Origin of the sequence: Rickettsia endosymbiont of Orchestes rusci (assembly GCF_964030945.1) — a bacterium.
GTDB lineage: Bacteria > Pseudomonadota > Alphaproteobacteria > Rickettsiales > Rickettsiaceae > Rickettsia.
Genome location: NZ_CAXIQG010000004.1, coordinates 101420 through 125772, shown reverse-complemented (window position 1 = coordinate 125772; position 24353 = coordinate 101420). Strand labels below are relative to the sequence as shown.

The following is a 24353-nucleotide window of genomic DNA, read 5'->3' as shown; positions in this document are numbered from 1 at the left end:
AAAAATCAAAGATTAACTGATACCGATTCTTCTTGTAAAAGTGCTTTTTCCTTTTTATATATATTTTCGTCTTCGTAATCCTTAAAAAAATATTTATCTTTTAAATATCCAAATAATAATAAATTTGAATTAGAATATTTTACAAAAGGTTTAGGTATGTGCTTATAATTTTCAACACGTATTATTGCATCCTCACAGAATGATATGCTAAAACTATATATGTCTTTATCAGAAAATAATTTATCGTCCGGTTGATAATAATGGCTAGATTCTCGTGGGTCATCCTCTGAAACTAGTTGAGAAGTAGAAAATTCTATATATGAACGATAATGAAATATATGATAGTAATATTTACTAACTTTGCTGTTTTTTTTAACTGTGAGCTTAAACGTAAAGCTATATGAACCTTTATAATCATCATATTCATCATCACTTGCTCCTGTAAGATAAGTTAATGCTGCATAGAGTTTAGGTAATATTAATGGATTCTCAGTTATTCTACGTCCAAAATGAAAATAGGCTGAATTTTCTATAGGTATAAATTTAAAGGGTCTAAAATAGTTCGTATCAGTTATTCGTTCAATTTCAATAACGGAGTCCGACCTTGCATAAAAAGTTTCTTTGAAGCTAACCATATATTGACTCCTTTTTATTTTTTGCATCTTATAGTTTTATATTATATATATTAATACTACCTTTGTATATACTTAAATCTCTTTTTTTCAATATATTTTATTATACTTTTTTTAAATATTGAGTATAATAGTCTCCAAGCTCATACCCCAAAAGATATAAAATATAAGTTATGGATAATACGGCGCAAATATTAAGACTGGCTGAAGAGAAAATTTTGTTAGTGCGAAATAGCCAAGAATTGCAACAATTTAAAGTAGAATTTTTAGGCAAGCAAGGTATAGTGACGGCAGAGCTTAAAAAGTTAGCTGCTTTAAATGAAATCGAGCGGAAAGATTTTGGTATAAAAATCAATAGCTTAAAAGAAGAAATACAGAATATTATAAGAACAAAGCAAGATGTTTTAGAGGAAGAAGAGTTAAACCAAAAACTTGCGAGTGATAAAATTGACTTAAGCATTCCGGCTAGAAAATATAAACAAGGCTCAATTCATCTGATCACGCAAGCGACGGAAGAATTGATGCAAGTATTTTCAAAATTCGATTTTTCTATCGAAGACGGTCCGACAATTGAAACAGACTTTCATAACTTTACCGCGCTTAATTTTGAAGATGACCATCCGGCGCGGCAAATGCACGATACTTTTTATTTAAAGGGACAAGAGGAGGGAATGCCTTTATTACTGCGTACTCACACCTCAACGGTGCAAATTAGAACGATGAAAAAAAGACCGCCGCCTTTTAGGTTTATAGCGCCGGGCAGAACCTATAGATCGGATTCGGATATAACTCATACCCCGATGTTCCACCAGATTGAAGGACTCGTCATTGATAAAAATATTCATATGGGGCATTTGAAATACGTTATTACTGAATTTATAAAAAGTTTTTTTGAGAATGTCGATATCGAGCTACGTTTTAGACCTAGTTTTTTTCCTTTTACCGAGCCGTCCGCCGAAGTGGATATTCGCACGCAAAAAAACGATAAATGGCTTGAGGTGCTTGGCTGCGGGATGGTTCATCCGAATATATTAAAAAATGTCGGTATAGATAGCAATATTTATCGAGGTTTTGCTTTTGGTCTCGGCGTAGAGCGTTTTGCAATGTTAAAATATAATATTAAAGATTTAAGGCAATTTTTTGAGGGCGATTTACGTTGGCTGAGACATTATAATTTTTCTAGTTTTGATATCCCCAATTTAGCAGCGGGGTTAACGAAATGAAATTTACTTTATCATGGCTTAAACAATTTTTAGATACGCAGTATTCAGTTCAACAAATTGCCGAAAGTTTAACCGATATCGGTTTAGAAGTTGAAGAAATAATTGACAAAAGCGAAGAGTTAAGAAGTTTTGAAGTGGCACATATTATATCTACTAAACCCCATCCATCAGCCGATAAGTTAAAGCTTTGCAATGTACAAACTAAAAATGGCTTAGTACAAATAGTTTGCGGTGCAAGTAACGCTAGAGATGATATTAAAGTAGTATTAGCAAGTATCGGCACGGAAATACCGAACGGTAAATTTAAAATTAAAGAATCAGTAATAAGAGGCGAGAAGAGCTTTGGCATGTTATGCTCGGAAGAGGAGTTATTACTATCGCCTGAGTCGGAAGGTATTATTGAGCTGCCGCAAAATGCTATAGTCGGAAAGAATTTTATTAAATATTACGGCTTAGACGATCCGGTTTTTGATATTAACGTTACTCCCAATCGCGGTGATGCTTTAGGGGTTTACGGGATTGCAAGGGATTTAGCGGCTAAAGGAGTCGGCACGTTAAAGGAGCCGGATATTCTAGAACTAACTAGTAAATATACGGCTACAACTAGTTTAGAAATAAAAGATAAAATAGCTTGCCCGTTATTTATTTTTCGAGAAATAAAAAATTTAAAAAATAAACAAAGCCCCGAATGGTTAAAAAAACTACTGCAAAATATTAAAGTAAAGCCTATTTCGGCGATAGTTGACGTTACAAACTATATTTCCTATAGCTTTGGTCAACCGATGCATGCTTATGATTTAGATAGGGTGAAAGGTGGGATTAGTGTTGAACAACTTAAATCGACAGCAAAATTCCAAGCTCTAAACAGTCGTGAATATGAATTACAAGCAGGGGATTTGGTAGTAAAAGACGCAAACGGTGTTCAAGCACTTGCCGGTATTATAGGAGGGACAGCGAGTAGTTGCACTGAGGAAACCACGAATATTTTATTAGAAGCGGCTTGCTTTGATGCTAAGCTAATTGCTAGTAGCGGCAGGCGATTACAAATTGATACCGATTCACGTTACCGCTTTGAGCGTAATATTGATAGAGCATTTACTCCTAAAGCTCTAGATATTGCTGCTAATTTGATTTTATCAATATGCGGCGGTGAAGTATCAGAGATAGTAACTGCCGGAGAAGAAAAAACAACACCGATCTCGTTAGATTTTCCTGTTAATTACTTAGAGAAAATTACCGGAATTAAGCTAAATATCAATGAGATATGCAGTATATTAAACAAATTAGGCTTTGCTACAGTAATTAACGGTGAAGTTATTAATGTTGTTGTTCCGTCATGGCGTCATGATATAAGTATTTTAGAGGATATCGTCGAAGAAATTACCCGTATTTACGGCTATGATAAGCTAGAGAGTATTAAACTGCCGGAAATGGAGCAGGATAGAGTTATATCTAAAGAACAAAAAAGAATTTCTTCTTTTAAAAGAATATTAGCAGTACAAGGTTACGATGAAATAGTAACAAACTCATTTATGAGTAGCAAGGAAGCAACTTTATTTTCGGAAATAAAAGAAGAATTATTTTTATTAAACCCTATTAGTCGGGACAGCGATTATATGCGCGGTAGCATTATCCCGAATTTATTAAAGCTAGTAGAGAAAAATTTAACTAGATCAATCAAAAATATAGCATTATTTGAAATCGGACCTGTTTTTACTGGTGTTAAGCCGGAAGAGGAGTTAACTTTTTTATCAGGCGTTAGATGCGGCTCTTATAGCTTAAAAAATGCTCATTCGGCAGGACGCGCTTATGATGTCTTTGATATTAAAGCCGATTTAGAAATGATATTTGATTATGCCGGTCTTGCAATCGATAAATGTAAATTAAATCAGGCTACGTTACCGTATTTTTATCCGACAAGATCGGCAAGTATAGCTTTAGGTAAAAATTTAATAGGTTATTTCGGGCAAATTCATCCCAAAATATTAAAACATTTTAATATTGAAGAAGCAGTATTTGCTTTTGAATTAAATATTATGAATATCCCTTTTACTAAAGCAAAATTCGGTAAAAGAGATGATTTTATCATATCAGACTTTCAAGCAAGTTTTCGAGATTATGCTTTTGTTGTGGACGAAAATCAACCGGTTGGGGAAATAATATCGTACATAAACGGCTTTAATAAAAAACTTATTAAGTCAGTCATGTTATTTGATATTTATGTAGGGGATAAATTGCCTGTGGATAAAAAATCCGTAGCTATTAAAGTTGAGCTGCAAGCAGATGATCGCACTTTAACCGAACAAGATTTAAATTTATTTAGTAAAGACTTGATAGCTAATATTGAGCAAAAATTTCAAGGAAAATTAAGGGAATGAAATTTTAGCGTTATCGGTGTATGGCTAGAATTTTCGATGTCATTCCTAGCTAAAGGCGGGGCGTTGTTGCATGGATGGTTAAAATCGCTTAAAACTTGTCATACCGTGGCTTGACCCACTACTGTACGAACGTTGAAAAAAGGCTGTGTCATGCCGTGACTTGATCACGGCATCCAGGAAAATAAAGCCATATTAGACTTATTTTAGAATCTTTTTATGATATTATAAGCTGAATTCCGTGGTCGTAGCCACGGAATGACAGAATTTTTACCTCTTTATTTAAACGTTCGTACAGTAGTGGGCTTGACCACGGTATCCAGAAAAAATTAAAAAGCCTGACTGGATGCCGTGGTCAAGCCACGGCATGACATCGCGGTACTTTTAAAGAATACCCAAAATATAGCAATTTTCGATCCATGCAACAAAGCCTACGGCTCCTCGCAATGACGGGTTTTTTTGTATTAATTTCCGAGCCATGCAACAACGTCACAATGGCGCGAGAATGACATCGATGTTTAGCTTACTTTAATAAAAAATTTAAGGAGACAAAATGGAAATAATTAATAAGAATGAGAATAACAACAGGTTAAAGATAATAATTAATACCAAATCATTAGTTCATGCTTTAGCGTTTGCCAGTTCCGTCGTCGAAAAACGTAACGTAATATCGGAGCTTGCAAATATTAAATTATCGGCAAAGGACAATATGTTAGAACTTAGTTCCACAAATATGGATTTATATTTGAGCCAAAAAATAGGTGTTCAGGTAGTAAATGAAGGGGAATTAACGGTATCAACAAAAACTTTAAATGATATAGTTAAAAAACTTCCTGATACTGAGCTTACTTTAACTGATTTAGGTAAATCCGGATTGCAAATATTAGGTAAAAATTGTCATTTTAATTTGTTCACTCTGCCGGCATCCTCATTTCCGGTAATGGATAACATTCAGGTAGAAGCAAGTTTAAAAATCTCTTGCATAGATTTTGCTAAAATAATTGAATCGACAAAATTTTCAATTTCTACCGATGAAACCCGTTATAATTTAAACGGGATTTATCTACATGTGAAAGACGGCGAGTTTTGCGCTGCTAGTACCGATGGTCATAGGCTTTCGGTTTCATCTATAGCATTAAAAGAAAAAATAGAAGATTTCGGTATTATTATTCCACAAAAAAGTGCCGAAGAAATTTTAAAAATAGTAAAAGATGCCAAGAATATTCAAGCGGATATCGAGATTTTCTTAAGTGTGAACAAAATTAAATTTATATGTAATGAAGACACTATTATGCTATCCAAGCTAATAGACGGTATTTTCCCTGATTACGGGGCTTTTATTCCGGCGAGTAGCAACACTAAACTAGTGATTAACCGCAAAATATTTGCCGATTCTATAGATAGGATTGCTATAATAACGGTTGATAAATTTAAGGCGGTGAAATTAACTTTATCTGCGGAAGGTCTTGAAATTAGTGCTACCGGTGAAGCAAGAGGAGACGCCAAAGAGACTATTGAATCTTCTAAAGAAGCAGAGGCTTTTTATGAATATGACGGTGCAGAGCCTTTAACAATAGGGTTTAACCCACAATATTTAGAAGATGTATTAAAAGCTAAAGCCGACCTAGTGGAGTTATATTTTATTGATGCTTCTTCGCCGGTGCTTATTAAATTCCCCGAAACCCCAAAAGATATTTTTGTCGTTATGCCGGTAAAAGTTTGATTTATGATGCGCTCCGGTATATATCAACATTATCAAGGCAAGCTTTATCAAGTTATCGGTATGCAAGCCATGCAACAAGGCCTTAAATAGGGAGGGGATGCCGTGTTTTAAATTCGTTTCCGAAACTCCTAAAGTTACCGGTAGTTGATTTATAATAATAAAATATAACTTGATTTATCTAGCTTAAGATTATATTTTATGCATTACTAATACAAATTTAGGAGTATTTTTATGTTGTTTAATTCAATTTCTGCTCCGTTATTATTAATCGGGCTTATTAATTTGGTGAAACCTAGATTAAATAAGCATAATAAACACACATGAGAATGCCGCATTTTCCGGTTCCAACCTGGAAAAATAACGACAAATACGATCTTGAAAATATTGCTATCTTGCTGAAAGCTTTAGGTGATCCTCATCTAAAGCTCCCGCCTGTTATTCATATAGCCGGCACTAACGGTAAAGGCTCAAGCGCAGCTATGCTTAAAAGTATTTTTACCGCCGCCGGTTATAAAGTACATGTCTATACATCACCTCATTTGCTGGAATTTAACGAAAGAATAGTAATAGCCGGCGAGAAAATTTCTGATTCGGAACTTTGGGAAGTTTGTGAGCAAACTAGGATAGCAAGCATAAAAGCAAATGTTGAATCGACTTTTTTTGACGGTACTACGGCAGCGGCTTTTTTAGCATTCGCAAATAATAAAGCCGACATATTAATTTTAGAGACGGGACTTGGCGGTCGCCTAGATTCTACTAATATAGTGCCAAATCCTTTAATTACGTTAATTACGCCGATTTCATATGACCATATAGAGCGGTTAGGGGGAACTCTGCCTTTAATAGCGAAGGAAAAAGCCGGTATTATAAAACCCTTTGTACCTTGTGTTATTAGTGCGCAGGTGGAGGAAGTTTATGAAGTGCTACTTACCAAAGCTGCAGCACTAAACTCACCGGCTTTTTGTTATGAATATGATTTTGGGATGAAAAAAACAGCTGAAGGTTTTTCTTACTTATCAAAAAATTTTACTTATGAATTTCCGGCTCCGTCTCTTCTAGGTGATCATCAATTAATAAATGCCGCTGCGGTTATTGCCGTAATAACCTTAATTAACAAGCAATTTAATATTGATAATAAAGCTATAGAAAAAGGACTCAAAAACACTATCTGGCCGGCGAGAATTCAAAAAATTGATCCACAAAAATATTCTAAATTAACAAAAAGTAATATACAGCTAAATTCAGAAAGTTTTAGACAAGATGAATTTAAGGGTGAGCTAAGCTACCATACTAGAGTACGTGAGTACAGGCGAATCCAGAAAAATTCGCTTGTATCAAGCTTTATGAATGATGCTGTACAAATTTGGGTAGACGGTGCGCATAATAACGGCAGCGCGCAAGTGCTAGCCGCTTGGGCGTATGATAACCTTGAACCTCCAATATATTTAATACTCGGAATGACTAAAAATAGGAGTATTGAAGAATTTTGTTCGTATTTTAGGGGTTTGACAATTAAGGGGTACGGTGTTAAAGTATTATCCGAACCTTTAAGTTATAGCGCAGAGATAATTAGCCAAAGAGGAGAGAGGAGCGGTATTAATTTTGCGACAGCCGACTCGCTTGAGGATGCAATTAAAGAAATAAGTGCATTAAGCGGTAATAATAAAGCAAATATTATAATAACCGGCTCACTTTACTTAGCTGCCGATTTTTTTAAGTTGATCTAGATTTAAGTAGCATTTTCTTAAAAAGAAAATATAATAATACTAGACAATAAACTAGTTTACTTACATGCAAAATTCAATTACCGCCTTTGATGCTAAAACCCATTTTTCTAAGATACTTGATCGAGCTAGTAAAGGTGAAGAAATCTTAATTACTAGAAGAGGCGTTGCTGCTGCAAAGATTGTACCGGTTAATACTACACACGATATTGAGGTTGCAAAGCTAGCAGCTATAAGGCTTAGAAAACTTGCTAAGGAAATTAATTTACAACCTGCCGATTGGGAAGAGTGGAAGAAATATAGAGATATAGGGAAGAAGTAATAATGACATCTTTTGTTTTAGATTCGTCAGTGACGCTTTCGTGGTTTATGCCTGACGAGATAGCAGATTTAAAAATATTAAATAAAACTGTAAAAGAGGGTGCAATTGTTCCATCAGTTTGGGGGCTTGAAATAGGTAATTCTTTACTATCAGCAGAACGCTCAGGACGTCTTACCACGATTCAACGTCATCAAGCAATTTACACCTTGAAAGATATTTATATAAAAGTTGATCAAACAACCTTAGAACATACTTGGCTTGAAACCATGGAATTAGCAGAACGTTATAAGTTAACACTTTATGACGCTAGTTATTTGGAATTGGCATTACGCTTTGGATTACCACTGGCAACCTTTGATAAGTTATTGAAAAATGCAAGTCAAGCTGCAGGGATTATTGTTATATAAATTAAATAGGAGAAAAATATATGGTTTACTGTACTAAATCTAATCAAACTTCTTATCCTTTCGTTTTACCGGATTTACCTTATGATAAAGATAGTTTCAAGCCGCATTTTACAGCCGAGACTTTTGACTATCATCACGGTAAGCATCATCAAACCTATGTTACCAATTTAAATAACTTATTAAAAGACGATACGGAATTACAAAAAATGGATTTAGAAGAATTAATAGCTCATTCTTCTAGCAATTCAAGCTATGCAATTTTCAATAATGCAGCGCAAATATGGAATCATAGTTTTTTTTGGCACTCAATCAAACCGAAAGGCGGCGGTAATCCTACCGGCAAAATATTAGAATTAATCAATAAAGATTTCGGTAGTTTTGAAAATTTCCGTGAGCAATTTAAAACGGCAGCAATAGGGCAATTCGGTAGCGGTTGGGCGTGGCTTATATATCATGATAATAAGTTACAAATTATAAAAACAGCTAATGCCGAAACTCCTATAGTTAATGGAATGAAGCCTATAATAGCTTGTGATGTTTGGGAACATGCTTATTATATTGATTATAGAAATAAACGCCCTGATTATGTTGATATCTTTATTAAACATATGATTAATTGGGAATTTGCCGAACGTAATTTAATAAAATAGTATACTCAGATAGAACTTCAAAAATTGCCTTACTCTTTTTGAAGTTGATCTTCGTATACCAACAAGAGTATAAATAAGTCATGTCTAAAATCAAAGAAATGCAAGACGCGCAGCAAAACCCTATTGAATATATAGCTTTTAGCGGCGGCGGGGCTAAAGGTGCAATATATTCAGGTGCTTATGCAGCTGCAAAAGAATCAGGAATATTTGACGGAGTTAAAGGCGTTGCCGGTTCTTCTGCCGGTGCTATAACCGCAGCACTTGCTGCTACCGGTACAACCCCCGAAAAATTTGAAGAAATTTCTAAAAATACCAATTTACAATCATTACTTGGGAAAAAAGGATTTTCTGCCGGACCGATTCAGATAAATAAAGACGGTAAACCCTTATATGATCTGTTAGAGAGTACGATCAAAGAAAATATAGGAAATTTTTTGCAAAGATCGGATATCGTAAATGTAGCAGATGATAAAGCACTTGATGAGCTACGAGAAAGATACCAAAATCAAGGAAAAATATATTTTAAGGATATAACATTACTGCGACAATATGACCCTGTGCAATATAAAGATTTAGTCGTTACCGCAGTTCAAAAAGATACCGGCGAGTTAACTATTTTTAATAGTTTTGATACTCCGAATGTTGAAATTGCTTTAGCGTGCCGTGCTTCCGCCTCGATTCCATTAGTTTTTGAACCGGTAGAAATTGACGATAAGTTATATGTTGACGGCGGTTATAGGGATAATATACCGACAAAATATTTCTCCGGAAATGAACCGAAGTTTGACATAAAAGACGTAAGCGATGATATGGAGGAAATTACCTTAGCAAAAAAACAAGGAAGAACCTTAGCTATGGCTTTTGGTAGCGGTATGGAAGCCGATGCAAATATTGCTATATATAGTGCTAAAAAATTTGAAAATCCAAGTGAAGTTGTAAAGTTTTTAGCTGACATACTGTTTAAAACTCTTGCAAGAGTTAGTGGAAAATTTAAATATACCGAAACTTTAAAAGAGACTAATGAACAATTACGTGAAAATGCTTTAAATACAGTAGTTTTGAATACCAAGGGAGTAGATACCCTTGACTTTAACGATGCACAAAAATATGCCGATTATTTACATATCAAAGGATATTGTCAAACTAGAGAGTATTTAGATAACCATCAATTAGGTAAAGAAGCCGATAAAACATTTGAGCATCAAAAATTTTTATTAAATGTTTATGAGGCTTATAACAATAAAAACTTGAATAAGACTTTTGGGACGAAATTATTAGAGATGATAATTCCCTCAAATGAACAAAAACCTTCAAAATGGCAAGACGGTATTATTGAAAATCAAGAGGATAAAGCAAAGATGCTATTATCTTTTTGTAAACCCGGAGCATTATCACCTGAAGAATTGCAAACAAAGCTTAAAGAATATGTAATAGTTGCAGCACTTAGCCGCAATAATACTTTAAAAGCCGATACAAACTCATTAAAAACTTTGATTCATGGATTAAATGATGCTACTACTCCGGATAAAATAAAAGAAGATTTTATAAAATTACTTGCTATCGATAAAAATAAAGATGCAAGATTTGATAAAAATAAATCCTATAATGAAAATATCGCTAAATTTAAATTTAATAGTAAAGATTTTGAATTATTTCTTAATGTAAATAAAAGTGAAGCTTTAAAATTTCAAAATAAAACTGATAGAAGGATATGATAGGTATGGTGTCATACCGTGGTTTGCCCCAGAAGTGTACGAACGTTCCCGATGTCATTCCCGCGAAGGCGGGAATCCAAGCTAAAAAGCCTTAACTTGCAAGGCTTTTTTCTATATAATTGTAAATTATCGTTACATCTTTAGTTTAATTTTTCTGGATTCCCGCCTACGCGGGAATGACACCGAGAGCGTTTTTAACCATCCATGCAACAACGCCTCCTCGCAATGACGAGGTCACGCAACAATGCCCGCTCGCAATGACGTTTGGGGTATCCACGCAGCAATAATAACATCAAATTATAACTCTTCAAATGAATCTCTAAATCATATGCAAAGACTAGCCAAAGCAATTAGTAATTCCGGAGTGTGTTCTCGGCGCGATGCAGAAGGATTAATCATTGCAGGTAAGGTAAAAGTTGACGGTTCTATAATTGTATATCCTGCAACAAATGTTAACGATGACAATCAAATTGAAGTATCAGGAACACTAATAAATCAGCAGCAAGGAACAAGGCTTTGGATATATTATAAGCCTGTAGGTTTAATTACCACTCATAAAGACCCGTTAGCTCGAAAAACAGTATTTGAAGAATTGGTCGGTTTGCCTCGTGTAATTTCAGTAGGTAGATTAGATTTAAATAGTGAAGGATTGTTATTGCTCACTAATAGCGGTGATTTAGCAAGGCAATTTGAATTGCCTGCAAATAAAATAAAGCGTATATATAAGGTAAGAGCTTACGGAAACCCTCAGTCTTTATTAAATGGTAATTACCGCAATATAAAAATTAACGGTATATATTATAATCCGGAATCAATAAAGCTAATTCAGGAAAGCACAACTAATTCATGGTTTGAAGTAGTTTTAACTGAAGGAAAAAATCGTGAAATTAGAAAAATATTTGAATATTTCGGTTTAAAAGTTAATCGTTTAATCCGAACTCAATATGGGAATTTTACACTGGATAATCTTAAAGCCGGGGAGTATAAGGAAGTAAAATATATAAAAAGTTTACAAGTTATGTAATATTTTATACTTTTTATTGAAGGCTATTTAATTAAGTAAATTTTTAGGTAAATTATGCCCAATTCTCTACTGCTTACTTCTCACTCATGCAATACTCAAGATTTAAAAGACTATATCGATTACTTAAAAGAAAATAATAGTATTCCTTTTAATGATTTTATAAAAGATAAATATTATAAAGAAGATAATAATAAAATTATTGTCGCCAATTTAGCTAACCAAGAAATAAATGATTTAAATCTTACAAATGCCGATTTACAAGGAGTAATATTAAAGGAAGCTATATTTACTAACTGTAATTTTACTGATGCAGTTTTATGCGATACTGATTTAATGAACACAAAATTTAATGAGTGTCAGTTTATTAATACCGATTTAAGAGGCGCAAATCTTCATTATACAGATTTCAATTATACGGATATTAATGAAGAAACTTTAGAAATCAATAATTTATCTGAAAAAATTAACGGCATAAAAGTAGCTTTTTCTGATATTGAAAAATTAAATAAATATATAGATAAAGATATAAAAAATGAAAAGGATTTAACTGCAAAACAAAAAGAGTTAGAAGAAAAAAAAGACGACTTAAAAGCGTTACGACAAAATTTAGACAATCCGGGTATTTTGACGGCATTTGCTAATAGATTTTGGAATAGTGAAGAAAATATTAAGGAAGCTCGTCAAAAGAATTTATTAGCAATAGAAAAATTACAAAAAGAAGCAAATATATTAGAAACTGAAATATTTGCCTCCGATAATCTTAGAATGTTTTGCGGCAATAATATTGATACAATTTTTAAGCAATTATTAGATGAAAATATACCCGTTCAAACAGACCACTCTTACGGTATAGGCTCAAATGCACAAGAGAGAAGCGCTTTAAAAACTTCGATAAAATTAACAGAAGAAGAGTTTGAAACATATTTAAAAGAAGCTGCAAAGCATGAAGATAAATTATCTCTGATAGAATTTATTAGAAAGGAAAAAAAATTATCGGCGGACTTAAATATAATTCCCGATCTTTCAGACATAAATTTAGCCGGCAGAGAGCTTAAAAATCTTGACCTTAGGAAAGCTTTATTTGTCGGTGCTAACTTAGAAAATACTAAAATCATTAATTGCGATATGAGAGCGGCAAATTTTGAAGGAGCAAATTTGCAAGAAGCATTATTTGAAAAAGTTTTAGCTAGCGATACTAAATTTCTTTTTGCCGATTTAAAAGGAAGTATCATTAAAGATAGTGATATGTCTCGTGCTTATATGCCGAAAGTGGATTTATCGCAGTCAGAGATTAGTAATAGTAATTTTAATGCGACTATAATGATTAATGCCGATGCCCAAAAAGTAACTGTTAAAGATACAGAATGGAATCAATCTAACCTTACAGGGATATCTCTTGCTTATGCCGATATGCAAGATGTAAAAATGCGAGAAACAACCTTAACTAAAGGATTGTTAGATCAAGCTACTATAATTTCTTCAAATTTTGAAAAAGCTTTTATAGATAATGCACACGCTTTAGGAGTAAAATTTACTGACTGTAACATGAAAGGCGTTGTTGCAAGGGAATCTTACTTTAGCGATGCAGAGTTTAATGAGATGTTATCTTTAGAGGAAGCAGATTTTAGAAAGGCTGTTATGGAGAGGGTTAAATTGGTTAACGCTCCTATGGAAAAAGCTTTACTTGATCAAGCAAATCTTGCATTTGCCGATCTTACCGGAGCAACTCTTGAAAACGCAAGCGCACAATTTAGTAACCTAAGTAATGCTATTTTGACTAAGGCGAATGCAGAAGGTTTAAATATTTCGGATGCAATTGCCGCAAATATACAAGCTCGAGAAGCTAATTTGAAAAATCTTATTGCGGAAAGAGCAGTTATATCAAAAGGTGATTTTACTAAGGCAGTATTAGAAAACGCAAATCTACAGTGCGCAGACGCTACAGAATCTATATTTAAAGAAGCTAATCTTCGACGAGCTAATCTTAAAGGAACAAATTTAGGCGGAATTAATAAAGAAGCGGCAGACTTTGATAGAGCGCAAATAGATGACGGGACGCAACTACATGATACTAAGGGAGTTGCAAAAGGTCAGGTAGAATATCATAATGCAAACGGCACTAAAAATTTAGCAGAAATTAATGAAATAAGCGCATTGAAAGATAAAATTCATGCTCGAGAACAAAGCGGTTGGTTTTTAAAATCTACTATCGGACAATTTTGTACTAAAATCGGTAAAGGAGCTACGGAAGGAATTAGTAGCATTACAAATCTCCTGGCAAGTAAAAAAGCATTGGTAGCAGTTGCGGTGGTAGTGGGGCTCGCAGTAGCAGCTGCTCCATTTGCCGTATTGCCTATACTTGCCGTAACAGGAATTGGAACCACAGCTGCAATTGCTTTAGCAGCAGGAGGTGCTATAGTTGGCACGGGAGCTGCAATTGCTACATATAAAATCACTCAAAAACCTTTACTTAAATTAAAAGAAGCTTCTAAAAATTTAAGTGCAACTATAGATAAATATATCTCGCCGCCGCCTGAAGATATTGATGAAAAAGTAAAAGAAGCACAGCAAGCACGACAGAATTATGCTAAAGAAAATGAAAAAGCAAAAGCAAATAATCTAAACAAGGTTGAGAATAATATTGATAACTCTAAACAAGCAGCAATATTACGGCAACATAATGTTTTGCCTCCTAAGGTGAAGAATAAGAAAGAAGATATTAAAATAGATAAAAGAGCAGTTGTTGGAGAACATACGCAAAAAGTTATTAGTAACAGTAAAAATCCCGGAAAAGTCAAGGCAAAATAAGTGTTAAAAATTATAGCCGGTAAGTATAAAAATCTAGTAATACCTACTTTAGAAAAAGCGAAATACAGACCCTCTACCGGCAAGTTTCGTGAAGCATTATTTAGTATCTTAAGCTCCGGAGAATTTATTGACTATAAATTATTTGAAAATAACATTAATGTTTTAGACCTATTTTCCGGTAGCGGTAGCCTCGCTTTTGAAGCTTTATCGAGAGGCGTCGGAACTATTACCTTGATCGATGCAAATCTTGAATGTCTGAAAGCGGCGAAAGAATTTGCTAAAACGTTAGGAGAGTCGGATAAAGCTTATTTTGTTAATATAAATGCTTTAATTCTACCCAAAGCTAATAAAGTTTTTGACCTCGTTTTTATTGATCCTCCATATTACAATAATATAGTGCCTAAAGTAATGAAGGAACTCATAAAAAATAACTGGTTAAAAAACGGCTCTATTATAGTTATTGAAATGTCTAAAACCGATAATTACCTATTAGATAAAGATGTAGAAATAATTAAAGATAAGGTATATGGTAAGAGTAAGTTACTTGTTTTAAGGTATACTTATGTTACGGTTGCGTGAAATGAGAAATGTCTAAAAGATGATGTCATTCCCGTGAAAACGGGAATCCGGAAAAATTATAGAGTCATGCTGAATTTATTTCAGGATATCCTTAATTAGATGCTGAATCAAGTTCAGCATGACAAAAGAAAGCCTGGATTCCCGTTTTCACGGGAATGACATTGAACACGCTTAACCTATCCACCTAACAACGCCTCGCAGTAATGACACTAACATAAGAATACATATATAAAGTATGAGCAAAGAAAAAAAACACTATACCTGCTCAAATTGCGGTAATGTTAGCCTTAAATGGTCAGGTCAGTGTTTTGATTGCGGAGTATGGGGAACAATTCTCGAAGAAATAGTAAGCTCAAATAAAGCGCTTGTAAAAGCCGGTAGTAAACAAAATATAGAAAAACTCTCAAGCGTTGCGATCGAGCAATTACGTATCCCGACACCTATCCACGAATTAAATAGAGTTCTCGGCGGCGGGCTTGTTACCGGTTCCGCTATTTTAATCGGCGGTGATCCCGGAATCGGTAAATCAACTTTGTTATTGCAGTTGGTCGCCAGCTCATTTCCTATAAATATCAATTGCTTATATATCACAGGTGAGGAATCGCTTGATCAAATAAAACTCCGGGCTTTAAGGCTAGAGCTAGTAAATAAAGAAACAAATATTTTAGCTGCTACTAATTTAGAAGATATTATTTCAACCATTGAGGCAAATAAAGAAAATATTGATTTAGTAGTTATCGATTCTATCCAAACCATTTCAACAAAAGAATTATCTTCCCCGCCCGGTACTGTTTCTCAAATTCGTGCTTGCGCTTACGAACTAGTAAATTATGCTAAGCAAAATAATATTATTCTGCTGCTTAGTTGTCACGTAACGAAAGACGGGCAACTTGCGGGTCCTAAAATATTAGAGCATTTGGTAGATACGGTATTATATTTTGAAGGAGATCATAATAACCATTTTCGTATTTTACGCTCCTATAAAAATCGTTTCGGCGGAGTAGGGGAGATCGGTGTTTTTGAGATGAGTAGCACGGGCTTGACGGAAGTATCTAACCCGTCTGAATTATTTTTAATGAAACGCGATAAAAACGTAACCGGCATTGCAATTTTTGCGGGTCTTGAAGGATCAAGACCGCTACTTACGGAAGTTCAAGCGTTAATCGTGCCTTCAAATATGGTTACTCCTAGGCGTTCCGCCGTTGGATGGGATTTAAACCGGTTATCGATGATTTTAGCGGTGCTTAGTAGTAGAATAGGGCTTAATTTATCTGCTCATGAAGTGTATTTAAGCGTTGCGGGAGGTCTTAAAATTACTGAGCCGGCTTCGGATTTAGCGGTAGCTGCCGCATTAATTTCAGCCGCAACGAATATAGCGGTACCTGAACAAAGCGTATTTTTCGGGGAAATAGGTTTATCCGGAGAAATAAGAAAAACATCCCAAGCCAATGCTAGAATAAAAGAAGCCGTCAAGCTTGGATTTAATAAAATTATTTGCTCTAAGTTAGAAAATTTACAATATGATTTTATTTCTTCTGTTACTCATTTAAGAGAGTTAAAAGAGATAATAAAATAATATATACTGCTCGTCTTTCAAGAATTGTTGTTGCGTGGATAGGTTAAAGCATGTTCTATATCATTCCCACGCAGGCGGGAATCTAGAAAATTAATAGTCATCCTGAATTTATTTCAGGATATTTTTCAATAGATGCTGAAACAAGTTCAGCATGACCATTATTTTTCTGGATTCCTGCCTTCGCAGGAATGACATAAAGGGCAGCAGTATGTCATTCTAGCTAAAAGCGGGAATCCAGAAAATAATAATTCCCATAGCATTCCTGGCTATTTTTTTCCTAGATTGCCACGTCGGGACTTTGTCCCTCCTCGCAATGACGATTCCGGTAGCCATGCAACAATGCCAATGCTGTACGAGAATGACATAAGGGCTTATTATGAATACACAACAGCCGGTAGTTTATGAAATAGAAAATCTAGAGGATGCTAGGAATTTTTTATTGTCTTGTGATGCTCCAATTATATTAACAAATAAGGCCGGTAGCACGAAATATTATGGGATGTTAGTTGTTGATTATATGTTTAAGCAATTAACTAAAGAATTTTTAGAGAAAATTGTAAAAATCATTGTAAATGTAGAAGATAATCATCCGGCATTATTTACGGCAATTAAGCTTAACTATAAAGATATAACATATACCGGTAATTCAGCTGAAGCAATAAAAATATATGAACTTCAAAGACATAGGAATAATAATTGCTAAAAAACCTTTAAAAGAAAATTCTTTTATTCTTACGGTTTTTACTGAAAATCATGGGTTATATTCAGGATTCACTAAAGAATCGTCTAAAAAAACTAAAGCGATATATCAAGAAGGAAATATTATAGACTTTTTTTGGCAGGCAAGGTTACATGAGCATATAGGGCTAGCAAGGGGCGAGCTTATTAAAGCTTATAGCGGTTTATTATTAAGTAATAAAGCTAAGCTTTATGCTTTCAATTCTGTTATCTCTTTAATTAAATTTGCCTTTCATGAGCGAGAAAGCCATCCTAATTTTTTTACTTTTCTGGTAGAATATTTGGGGAAATTAACAGAAAATTTTTGTTTCCGGAATTATATTAATTTTGAGCTTGCGATGCTAGCCGAAGCGGGTTATGAACTAGTGCTTGATAAGTGCGCAGTTACCAAGGTAACAAGCAATTTAAGTTACGTTTCTCCCAAATCAGGGCGAGCGTTATGTGAGGAAATAGGATTACCTTATCACGATAAGCTATTGATTTTACCAAGATTTCTAACTTTAAGCAATCATGAAATTACTTTAGCCGAAAAAAAACAAGCCCTAACTTTAACCACTTATTTTTTTAATAGATATTTCTTTTATAATAATCAGCAGCCTTATGCACGGCAGGCTTTTATTGATTACATAATCAACTGATCCCCACTCGCCTACATCGTTGCTCGTCGGCTCGCCTATTAATTTATAGGCTTCGCTCCTCGCGCCTATTACGGGTCTAGTGGAAGAACACCCATTTTTGCGGTTTTATTTTTTTATCTCTACAATATCCCCGTATTTCAAAAGATTAATTAATGTCACTCTTTACCTTAATCACTATTAAAACTACCTATGCTTACATTTCTTATTCGTAAATATTTATATAATGTTGTTTTGGAAATATTTAGTTGAGAAGCAATTTGATCGGACGTAAGTTCATTCTGTTTATATAATGCTTCAGCAATACCTGCATTTCGTTTAGCTTTTTCTGATAATCCCTTCGGTCGTCCTCCCATTCGCCCTCTATCTCTTGCAGACTTAAGACCTGCCATGGTACGTTCACGAATTAAATCTTTTTCAAATTCAGCAAGTGAAGCAAAAATATTAAACATTAACCGACCTTGAGCTGTTATTATATTGATTGGATCTTTTAAGCTAATTATATCAATATTATTAGATATTAGTTCATTAACTGTTTTAATTAAATGCTGAAGAGATCTTCCAATACGGTCTAATTTCCATACTACTAATGTATCACCTGATTTAATTGCACTTAGAAGTTTTATCCACTCAGGGCGATCTGCTTTGATCCCCTTGGCTACTTCTAGAAATACTTTATCACAACCGGCTTTTTTTAGTGCGTCAATTTGCAAGTCTAAAACCTGATCTTTTGTTGAGACACGTGCATATCCATATTTCATAGTAATTTAGTACATATATGTTATTGTTTATAGCTTACTTGAACCTTGATAAAGTGGACAGCAATAATTAACTCTTTTGCTCTGATTTTTGTATCTTTTTCATTATATAAAACCGGTTAATAATAATCCTCGTTTAAATGAACCATGAATAAAAAAACTAGAATTATTTTACTCTCAAATGCTGAAATTGAGGAATTATATAGCCTTCCAGTCTTTACCGAAAAGGATAGAGAGACTTTTTTTGCTTTATCCAATAGTGATCATACACTATTGCTTGAATATCGAACTTTGAAGCTAAAAATATATTTTATATTGCAATTAGGTTACTTCAGAGCAACTCAACAATTCTATAATTTTAATTTTGAAGAGATTTTAGATGATGTAACCTATTTGATTAATAGATATTTTACTCAATCTCAAAATACTTTGACTGATAAACCTTACCGAGAAAAAATTAAAGCTCAGCAAAATACTATTTTAAAATTACATCGTTATACTGATTGGACACCTAGTCTTACAGTTGTGATTATGACCCATTTATTGGAATTAATACGGTATTACCCCAAAGCCCAAAGCAGCTTAAGAGAGCTATTTAAATATTTTGAAAATGAACGTATTGTTATACCAAAATATCGAACATTACAAGACATATTTTCTAAAGCATTCAGCACTGAAGAAGCTCGATTAAACAATATTATATCTTTTATTCCGGATAATATTAAACAGCAACTTACAGAAGTTGTAAATAATGATGGAAGTATTAGACAGCTCAATAGTATGCGATGCGATCAAAAGAATTTTCAGTATACCGCCGTAAAACTGGAAATTAAGAAAGTACAAAAGATTGAGGAACTGTACCAATTTTGTAAATCTTTTATTCCTCAATTAGGTATTTCTAAAAATGGTATCAAGTATTATGGGGAGCTAGCAGAAAATTATTATGCTTCGAGACTCAGAAAAATGGGAGAAACACAACAATGGCTATACTTAGTATGTTTTCTTTATAACCGTTACCGGCAATTTATGGATAACCTAATTATTACATTTCAACACCACATGGCTTCTATTATAGAAGCAGCAAAAAATCATGCTAACGTTGCTTCTATACACCATAGTGCTGAAATTGTATTGGAGTTTCCAAAGCTAGCAAAATTTCTTAAATGGTTTCCATCTAAAGAAAAAAATGATACAGGGTGCAGTTACGATGAATTGATCCAAGAGGCATATACTATTTTGCCAAAAGCTCAATTTGAATTACTTGCAGCTTTTATTGAGGGCAAAACCTTTGATAAAACCTTGGCTAAATGGGAATTTTATACAAAATCTTCTGCGTCATTTTCTCGTTATTTACGTCCGATAATGCTAGCAGTTGGGTTTGAATTAGCGAACCAGAATAGCTATTTGATAAAACTTATTGAGTTCCTGAAAACTCATTATTCAAAGGGGAGATATCCAGCCGCTCTAAAAGTAAAAACTTCAGATAATATTGGGCTAGTAATTGCTAAATGGATACTTCCTTACCTTAAGAGTGATTATGATTCAGAGTACCTTGATCCTTACCGCTTCGAATTTTATGTCTATTGGAAAATGAACTGTTATATTACTAAGGGAAGGTTAGTTTGTAATGATAGTTTGTCCTATAGTGATCTAGATTATGATCTCGTACCTGAGAATTTAGTTGATAATGTTGAAGAAATAGCTACCAAATTTGGGTATCATAAGATACCTATTTATTGCAATAAGCACCTTGATAAAACATTACAAAACCTAGATTTAGCATGGAATGAAACTAATGCAAATATTGATAATGGTACTAATGAAGGTTTAGAAATAACTAAGGATGAAGAAGGTACTATATCTTGGAAATTACTTTATGAAGCTAAAGAAAAATTAGATGATTCATTTTTTAGTAACTTACCAAAGATTGAGATCACTGATTTACTTAAATTTATTGGTGACCGTATGCATTTATGGAATGGATTTACTCATATCAAACATAGATATATTAAACGTAAGAAACCAGTAGTATCGGCAGTAAGTGCCTGTCTATTGTCAGAAGCCTTCGGGTTTAATATCCCTCAAATGGCTGAGATATGCGATATTAATCTTAATATTCTACGTTCTACAAGACAAGACTTTATTCGAGTGGAAAGCCTGTCAGAAGCTAATGATATTACTAGTAACTATATTAATGGGTTATCAATATTTAAGGAATGGAATCTTCTTGATAGAGAATTGCTTGCAGATGCTGATGGCAAGAAACACTCAACAAGCAATAATACTATTCAATCTAGATATTCTAAAAAGTACTTTGGTAAAGGAAAGGGAATATCTATTTACTCCTTGGTAGCCAATCACGTTGTAGTTAACGCTAGATGTATAGGACTGAATGAGTATGAGGGGCATGGGTTATACGATATTGTTTGTGGAAATAAATCTAATATTGCAATTAATTATGTTACTGGTGATAATCATTCCATTAATCCAGTTAACTTTGTAGTACTTGATTCAGTAGATATTGGATATTTGCCAAGCATTAAAAATATTAAAGATGAGGCAAAAAAACTTTACTCTCACATGTACCACTCTACATGTAAAGGAGCAGTAAAGCCTAAAGGTCAAATTGATGTTGCACTGATTAAATCTAAGGAAAAGTGGATTCTTAGGGTGCTTCTATCTCTTGTCCTGCAGGAAAATACACAAACTACTATTATTCGTAAGCTGTCATCGCATGATCGGTACTCCCAATTAAACTCTGCTCTATTTGAATACAATAAAATATTCAAAAGTATACATGTGCTTAATATGATAAACGACATAAAACTTAGAAAAGCTATAAAAACTGCACGCAACCGTACCGAAAATTATCATCAGCTACAAGGTATAATTCGTAAAGTTTATAACGGTGTTTTTAAAGGTAAAAAAATTATTGATAACCGTGTAAGTGCTCAGGCAGCAAAGTTTGTAGCCAATTGCATTATTGCTTACAGCAGCACTATGTTAGATATATTATATCAAAAAATAATTGAAGAAAATGCTTCACAGGCTGTAATTGATCAATTCGTTAGAATTTCACCAATAGCATGGGGTTATATTATCTTTACCGGCCATTATAATTTTAAAAAGAATATCGGTAAAATAGACTTAGAAAAAATGATTGATACGTTGGAAGAAAAATTACGCAAAACCTTATGGAAACAGGGATAAAAAAATAAAGCCGCAAAAATGGGTGTTCTTCCGCTAGACCCCTTGTATGCAAATGGGGCTGAGTTGATTATGTTATACTACACAATTTAAATATAAAATAATGAAAATTTTAGCATTTGATACGGCAAATAATAGCGCTTCCGTGGCACTTTCGGACAATGAAACTATCTTAGCTTATCAAGAAGAGCTTTCGCCTTCTAGACAAGCAGAAACTATCTTACCGATGATAGAAGACGTTCTTAAAAGCGGTAAATGCACCTATGATGATATTGATTATTTAGCCGTAACTAACGGACCGGGAAGCTTCACGGGTATTAGAATCGGTTTGGCAGTGGCTAAAGGTATTTTATTCGGTACAAAAATCAATAGGGTGGCGGTAAGTAATTTTGAATTTGCTTATTTTAGGGCAATAGAGCAGGTTAAAGATTATGATAAGATATACATATTCTTAAATGCTTATCGGGGGCAATTATATAGCCAAGTTTTTAACAAAATCGGTGAGGCAAGTAAGCCGGTGCTAATAGATTATGATTTTGCTATTAATCTGTTAGCACAAGAAAAAGGTAATATAGTTTGCGCCGGTAGCGGTGCAGAATTTATTTATTCTAAAATTAAGCATTTACCGAATTTAATAATCCTACCGCGTTTTGCCGGAGTCAAGGCATCAATTATTTGTAAATATGTAGCTGCCAAGCTCAATACGGGGCAAGATATAAACGATTCTATAGAACCTCTTTATATCCGCCCCCCTGATGCTAAGGTTAAAGTAACGCGAATTATAGATAATTCTTATCCATAGTTGGGGTTAAAAGTCAACTCTAAAAAGATAAGAATTTGCTATACCATGCTACGTTTTCTCCTATAGTTTGTATACTATCCCAGGTATTTTCAAATATATTTTGACAATAAGAATAATAGTTAGCGTCATTATTACTTGAGTCTATCTTATCTGTCTCCTTGATATAAATAAATTTATTAAGTGCATCTTCATAACTCTCAGAATCTGAAGAAAGTTTCTTGATAAGGTGTTTTTCGCTATGCTGATTTTTACTTATCAACTTATTAATCACTACCGAATCATTATTAACATCTAATATTTTTATTAAGTTCTTTGAAGATTTTTTACTTAACGGTATATCATCTCCTGCAATTGATGATTTTAACTCCTCTTTCATTTTATTAATAAATGGATTTATTAACTGAGCTTCATTATGTTTTTTACTACTCATATAAAACTTGCTAAGATTATCAGTCATTTTACGTGTAGAGTGAACCATCATGTTTATATTATTCTGATCTTTTGCCTTTGTGAAGTTATAATAAGCGGTAAGTGCCTTCTCCTCTAAAGGGGTTATTTCAGAGTGATGCTCCTTGAATATTTTTGAGATTAACGGTTTAACTAAATGATAATTATCTGTATTCTTAACGCTATCTTCTAAAGATGTTTTTCCTATATCTTTTTGAATCTCTAAAAACTTTTCTAGTAATTTTGAATCCCCATTTTTTACTAATTTATCAAGAATAGTTTTATTAATCGCGTTATCTTTGGAACATATTTTTAATATATCTTTTTGTAGTTGATATATGTCTTTAGCTTTTAAATGAGAGTTACTTTTTAAATTTAAAACATAATCAAGATATTTTTCAGGAGTAAGAGCTAGCATATCTTTATAAATACTAGAATCTAATTTGTCATGTTTTAGTTGTTCGTAGGCATAATGTTCATAAGGACTTATTTCATTAGAATTTAATATTTTTGAAGCTAACAACTTAATTGCGGTAGAATTATCTGTATTTATTAGTGCTTCATATAAATCACTTTTATTATCAATTTTGTCTAAAACTTTTTTTAGTAATGATACAGAACAATCAGTTTTTACTAATTGTTTAATAATAGATGATCCTTCTAGGTTTTTTTGCTTCCAATCAAATGTTGTATCTCCTAAGCACCGTTCTAATATAGGAGGTAATATATGGTACTGATCGAAACTATCGGATAATATCGCTAAAATATCAGAAAGTACCGTATAAGTGTTAGGATGAGGTGAATAAAGAGGGTTGTAAGAGGGAGCAGAAGGATAGGGAGAAGTATTTTCTTCTTTTAAGCTAGGGGATATAGGTTTATTTATGTATTTTTCTTTATTTGTAATGACCATAGTTATTTTTCCTTTTTAACTTATCTAAATATATTTTTCTAATTTATAAATCTCATTGGCGTTGTTGCATGACTCGAATTTTCGATGTCATTCCCGCG

19 protein-coding genes are annotated in these 24353 nt (G+C 33.5%); 16 read left to right on the top strand and 3 right to left on the bottom strand.

The genetic code is table 11. The features are described 5' to 3' along the window. Positions 1-5: 5 nt before the first annotated feature. Positions 6-635 carry a hypothetical protein gene (locus tag AAHM91_RS04135; protein WP_341792702.1) on the bottom strand — a complete coding sequence of 210 codons (630 nt, stop codon included), beginning with the start codon at positions 633-635 and terminating at the stop codon, positions 6-8. A gap of 170 nt (positions 636-805) precedes the next feature. Here AAHM91_RS04135 and pheS point away from each other — a divergent pair, with 170 nt between their 5' ends. The 14 genes from pheS (at position 806) to recO (ending at position 18134) form a co-directional block, all read left to right on the top strand. Then, a complete protein-coding gene (pheS, locus tag AAHM91_RS04130; RefSeq protein WP_342269972.1) occupies positions 806-1855 on the top strand; it encodes a phenylalanine--tRNA ligase subunit alpha in 1050 nt (349 codons plus the stop codon). Continuing rightward, positions 1852-4233, top strand: a complete 2382-nt coding sequence (gene pheT, locus AAHM91_RS04125; RefSeq protein WP_342269971.1) for a phenylalanine--tRNA ligase subunit beta — start codon at positions 1852-1854, stop codon at positions 4231-4233. Before pheS ends, pheT begins: the two co-directional genes overlap by 4 nt. A gap of 550 nt (positions 4234-4783) precedes the next feature. Continuing rightward, positions 4784-5953: a DNA polymerase III subunit beta gene (dnaN, locus tag AAHM91_RS04120; protein WP_342269970.1), complete on the top strand. Its 1170-nt coding sequence runs from the start codon at positions 4784-4786 to the stop codon at positions 5951-5953. A gap of 320 nt (positions 5954-6273) precedes the next feature. After that, the gene (locus AAHM91_RS04115; protein ID WP_342269969.1) at positions 6274-7680 is read left to right on the top strand and encodes a palindromic element RPE3 domain-containing protein; all 1407 of its coding nucleotides are present in this window, start codon (positions 6274-6276) and stop codon (positions 7678-7680) included. 64 nt (positions 7681-7744) lie between these two features. Next, positions 7745-7999 (top strand): type II toxin-antitoxin system Phd/YefM family antitoxin, encoded by a 255-nt coding sequence (locus tag AAHM91_RS04110; protein ID WP_253307610.1) that lies wholly within the window; start codon positions 7745-7747, stop codon positions 7997-7999. Between the two features lie 2 nt (positions 8000-8001). Beyond that, positions 8002-8406, top strand: coding sequence for a type II toxin-antitoxin system VapC family toxin (locus AAHM91_RS04105; RefSeq protein ID WP_341792697.1), 405 nt, complete (start codon positions 8002-8004; stop codon positions 8404-8406). 20 nt (positions 8407-8426) lie between these two features. Next, the gene (locus tag AAHM91_RS04100; RefSeq protein ID WP_342269968.1) at positions 8427-9056 is read left to right on the top strand and encodes a superoxide dismutase; all 630 of its coding nucleotides are present in this window, start codon (positions 8427-8429) and stop codon (positions 9054-9056) included. Positions 9057-9136: 80 nt separating this feature from the next. Beyond that, on the top strand, positions 9137-10771 hold the full coding sequence (locus tag AAHM91_RS04095; RefSeq protein ID WP_342269967.1) for a patatin-like phospholipase family protein: 1635 nt from the start codon (positions 9137-9139) through the stop codon (positions 10769-10771). A gap of 328 nt (positions 10772-11099) precedes the next feature. Next, positions 11100-11795 (top strand): pseudouridine synthase, encoded by a 696-nt coding sequence (locus tag AAHM91_RS04090; RefSeq protein WP_341792694.1) that lies wholly within the window; start codon positions 11100-11102, stop codon positions 11793-11795. A 54-nt stretch (positions 11796-11849) separates the two neighbouring features. After that, positions 11850-14603: a pentapeptide repeat-containing protein gene (locus AAHM91_RS04085; RefSeq protein WP_342269966.1), complete on the top strand. Its 2754-nt coding sequence runs from the start codon at positions 11850-11852 to the stop codon at positions 14601-14603. Continuing rightward, the gene (gene rsmD, locus AAHM91_RS04080) at positions 14604-15182 is read left to right on the top strand and encodes a 16S rRNA (guanine(966)-N(2))-methyltransferase RsmD (protein ID WP_342269965.1); all 579 of its coding nucleotides are present in this window, start codon (positions 14604-14606) and stop codon (positions 15180-15182) included. Positions 15183-15417: 235 nt separating this feature from the next. Further along, positions 15418-16758 (top strand): DNA repair protein RadA, encoded by a 1341-nt coding sequence (radA, locus tag AAHM91_RS04075; protein ID WP_341792691.1) that lies wholly within the window; start codon positions 15418-15420, stop codon positions 16756-16758. A 376-nt stretch (positions 16759-17134) separates the two neighbouring features. Further along, positions 17135-17461 (top strand): hypothetical protein, encoded by a 327-nt coding sequence (locus AAHM91_RS04070; protein ID WP_341792689.1) that lies wholly within the window; start codon positions 17135-17137, stop codon positions 17459-17461. Beyond that, the gene (recO, locus tag AAHM91_RS04065) at positions 17427-18134 is read left to right on the top strand and encodes a DNA repair protein RecO (RefSeq protein WP_342269964.1); all 708 of its coding nucleotides are present in this window, start codon (positions 17427-17429) and stop codon (positions 18132-18134) included. The genes AAHM91_RS04070 and recO overlap by 35 nt, the downstream gene beginning before the upstream one ends. A 167-nt stretch (positions 18135-18301) precedes the next feature. Here the strand turns inward: recO and AAHM91_RS04060 are convergent, their stop codons facing one another. Next, positions 18302-18892: a recombinase family protein gene (locus AAHM91_RS04060; protein ID WP_342269928.1), complete on the bottom strand. Its 591-nt coding sequence runs from the start codon at positions 18890-18892 to the stop codon at positions 18302-18304. Positions 18893-19036: 144 nt separating this feature from the next. Here AAHM91_RS04060 and AAHM91_RS04055 point away from each other — a divergent pair, with 144 nt between their 5' ends. Together AAHM91_RS04055 and tsaB are read left to right on the top strand one after the other, a co-directional pair. Continuing rightward, positions 19037-22099 (top strand): Tn3 family transposase, encoded by a 3063-nt coding sequence (locus tag AAHM91_RS04055; RefSeq protein ID WP_342269929.1) that lies wholly within the window; start codon positions 19037-19039, stop codon positions 22097-22099. 100 nt (positions 22100-22199) lie between these two features. Continuing rightward, complete coding sequence (tsaB, locus tag AAHM91_RS04050) at positions 22200-22898, top strand: tRNA (adenosine(37)-N6)-threonylcarbamoyltransferase complex dimerization subunit type 1 TsaB (protein ID WP_342269963.1); 699 nt, start codon at positions 22200-22202, stop codon at positions 22896-22898. Between the two features lie 19 nt (positions 22899-22917). On the opposite strand, the gene AAHM91_RS04045 is transcribed toward tsaB, so the two are convergent. Beyond that, on the bottom strand, positions 22918-24255 hold the full coding sequence (locus AAHM91_RS04045) for a hypothetical protein (protein ID WP_342269962.1): 1338 nt from the start codon (positions 24253-24255) through the stop codon (positions 22918-22920). Positions 24256-24353 lie beyond the last annotated feature (98 nt).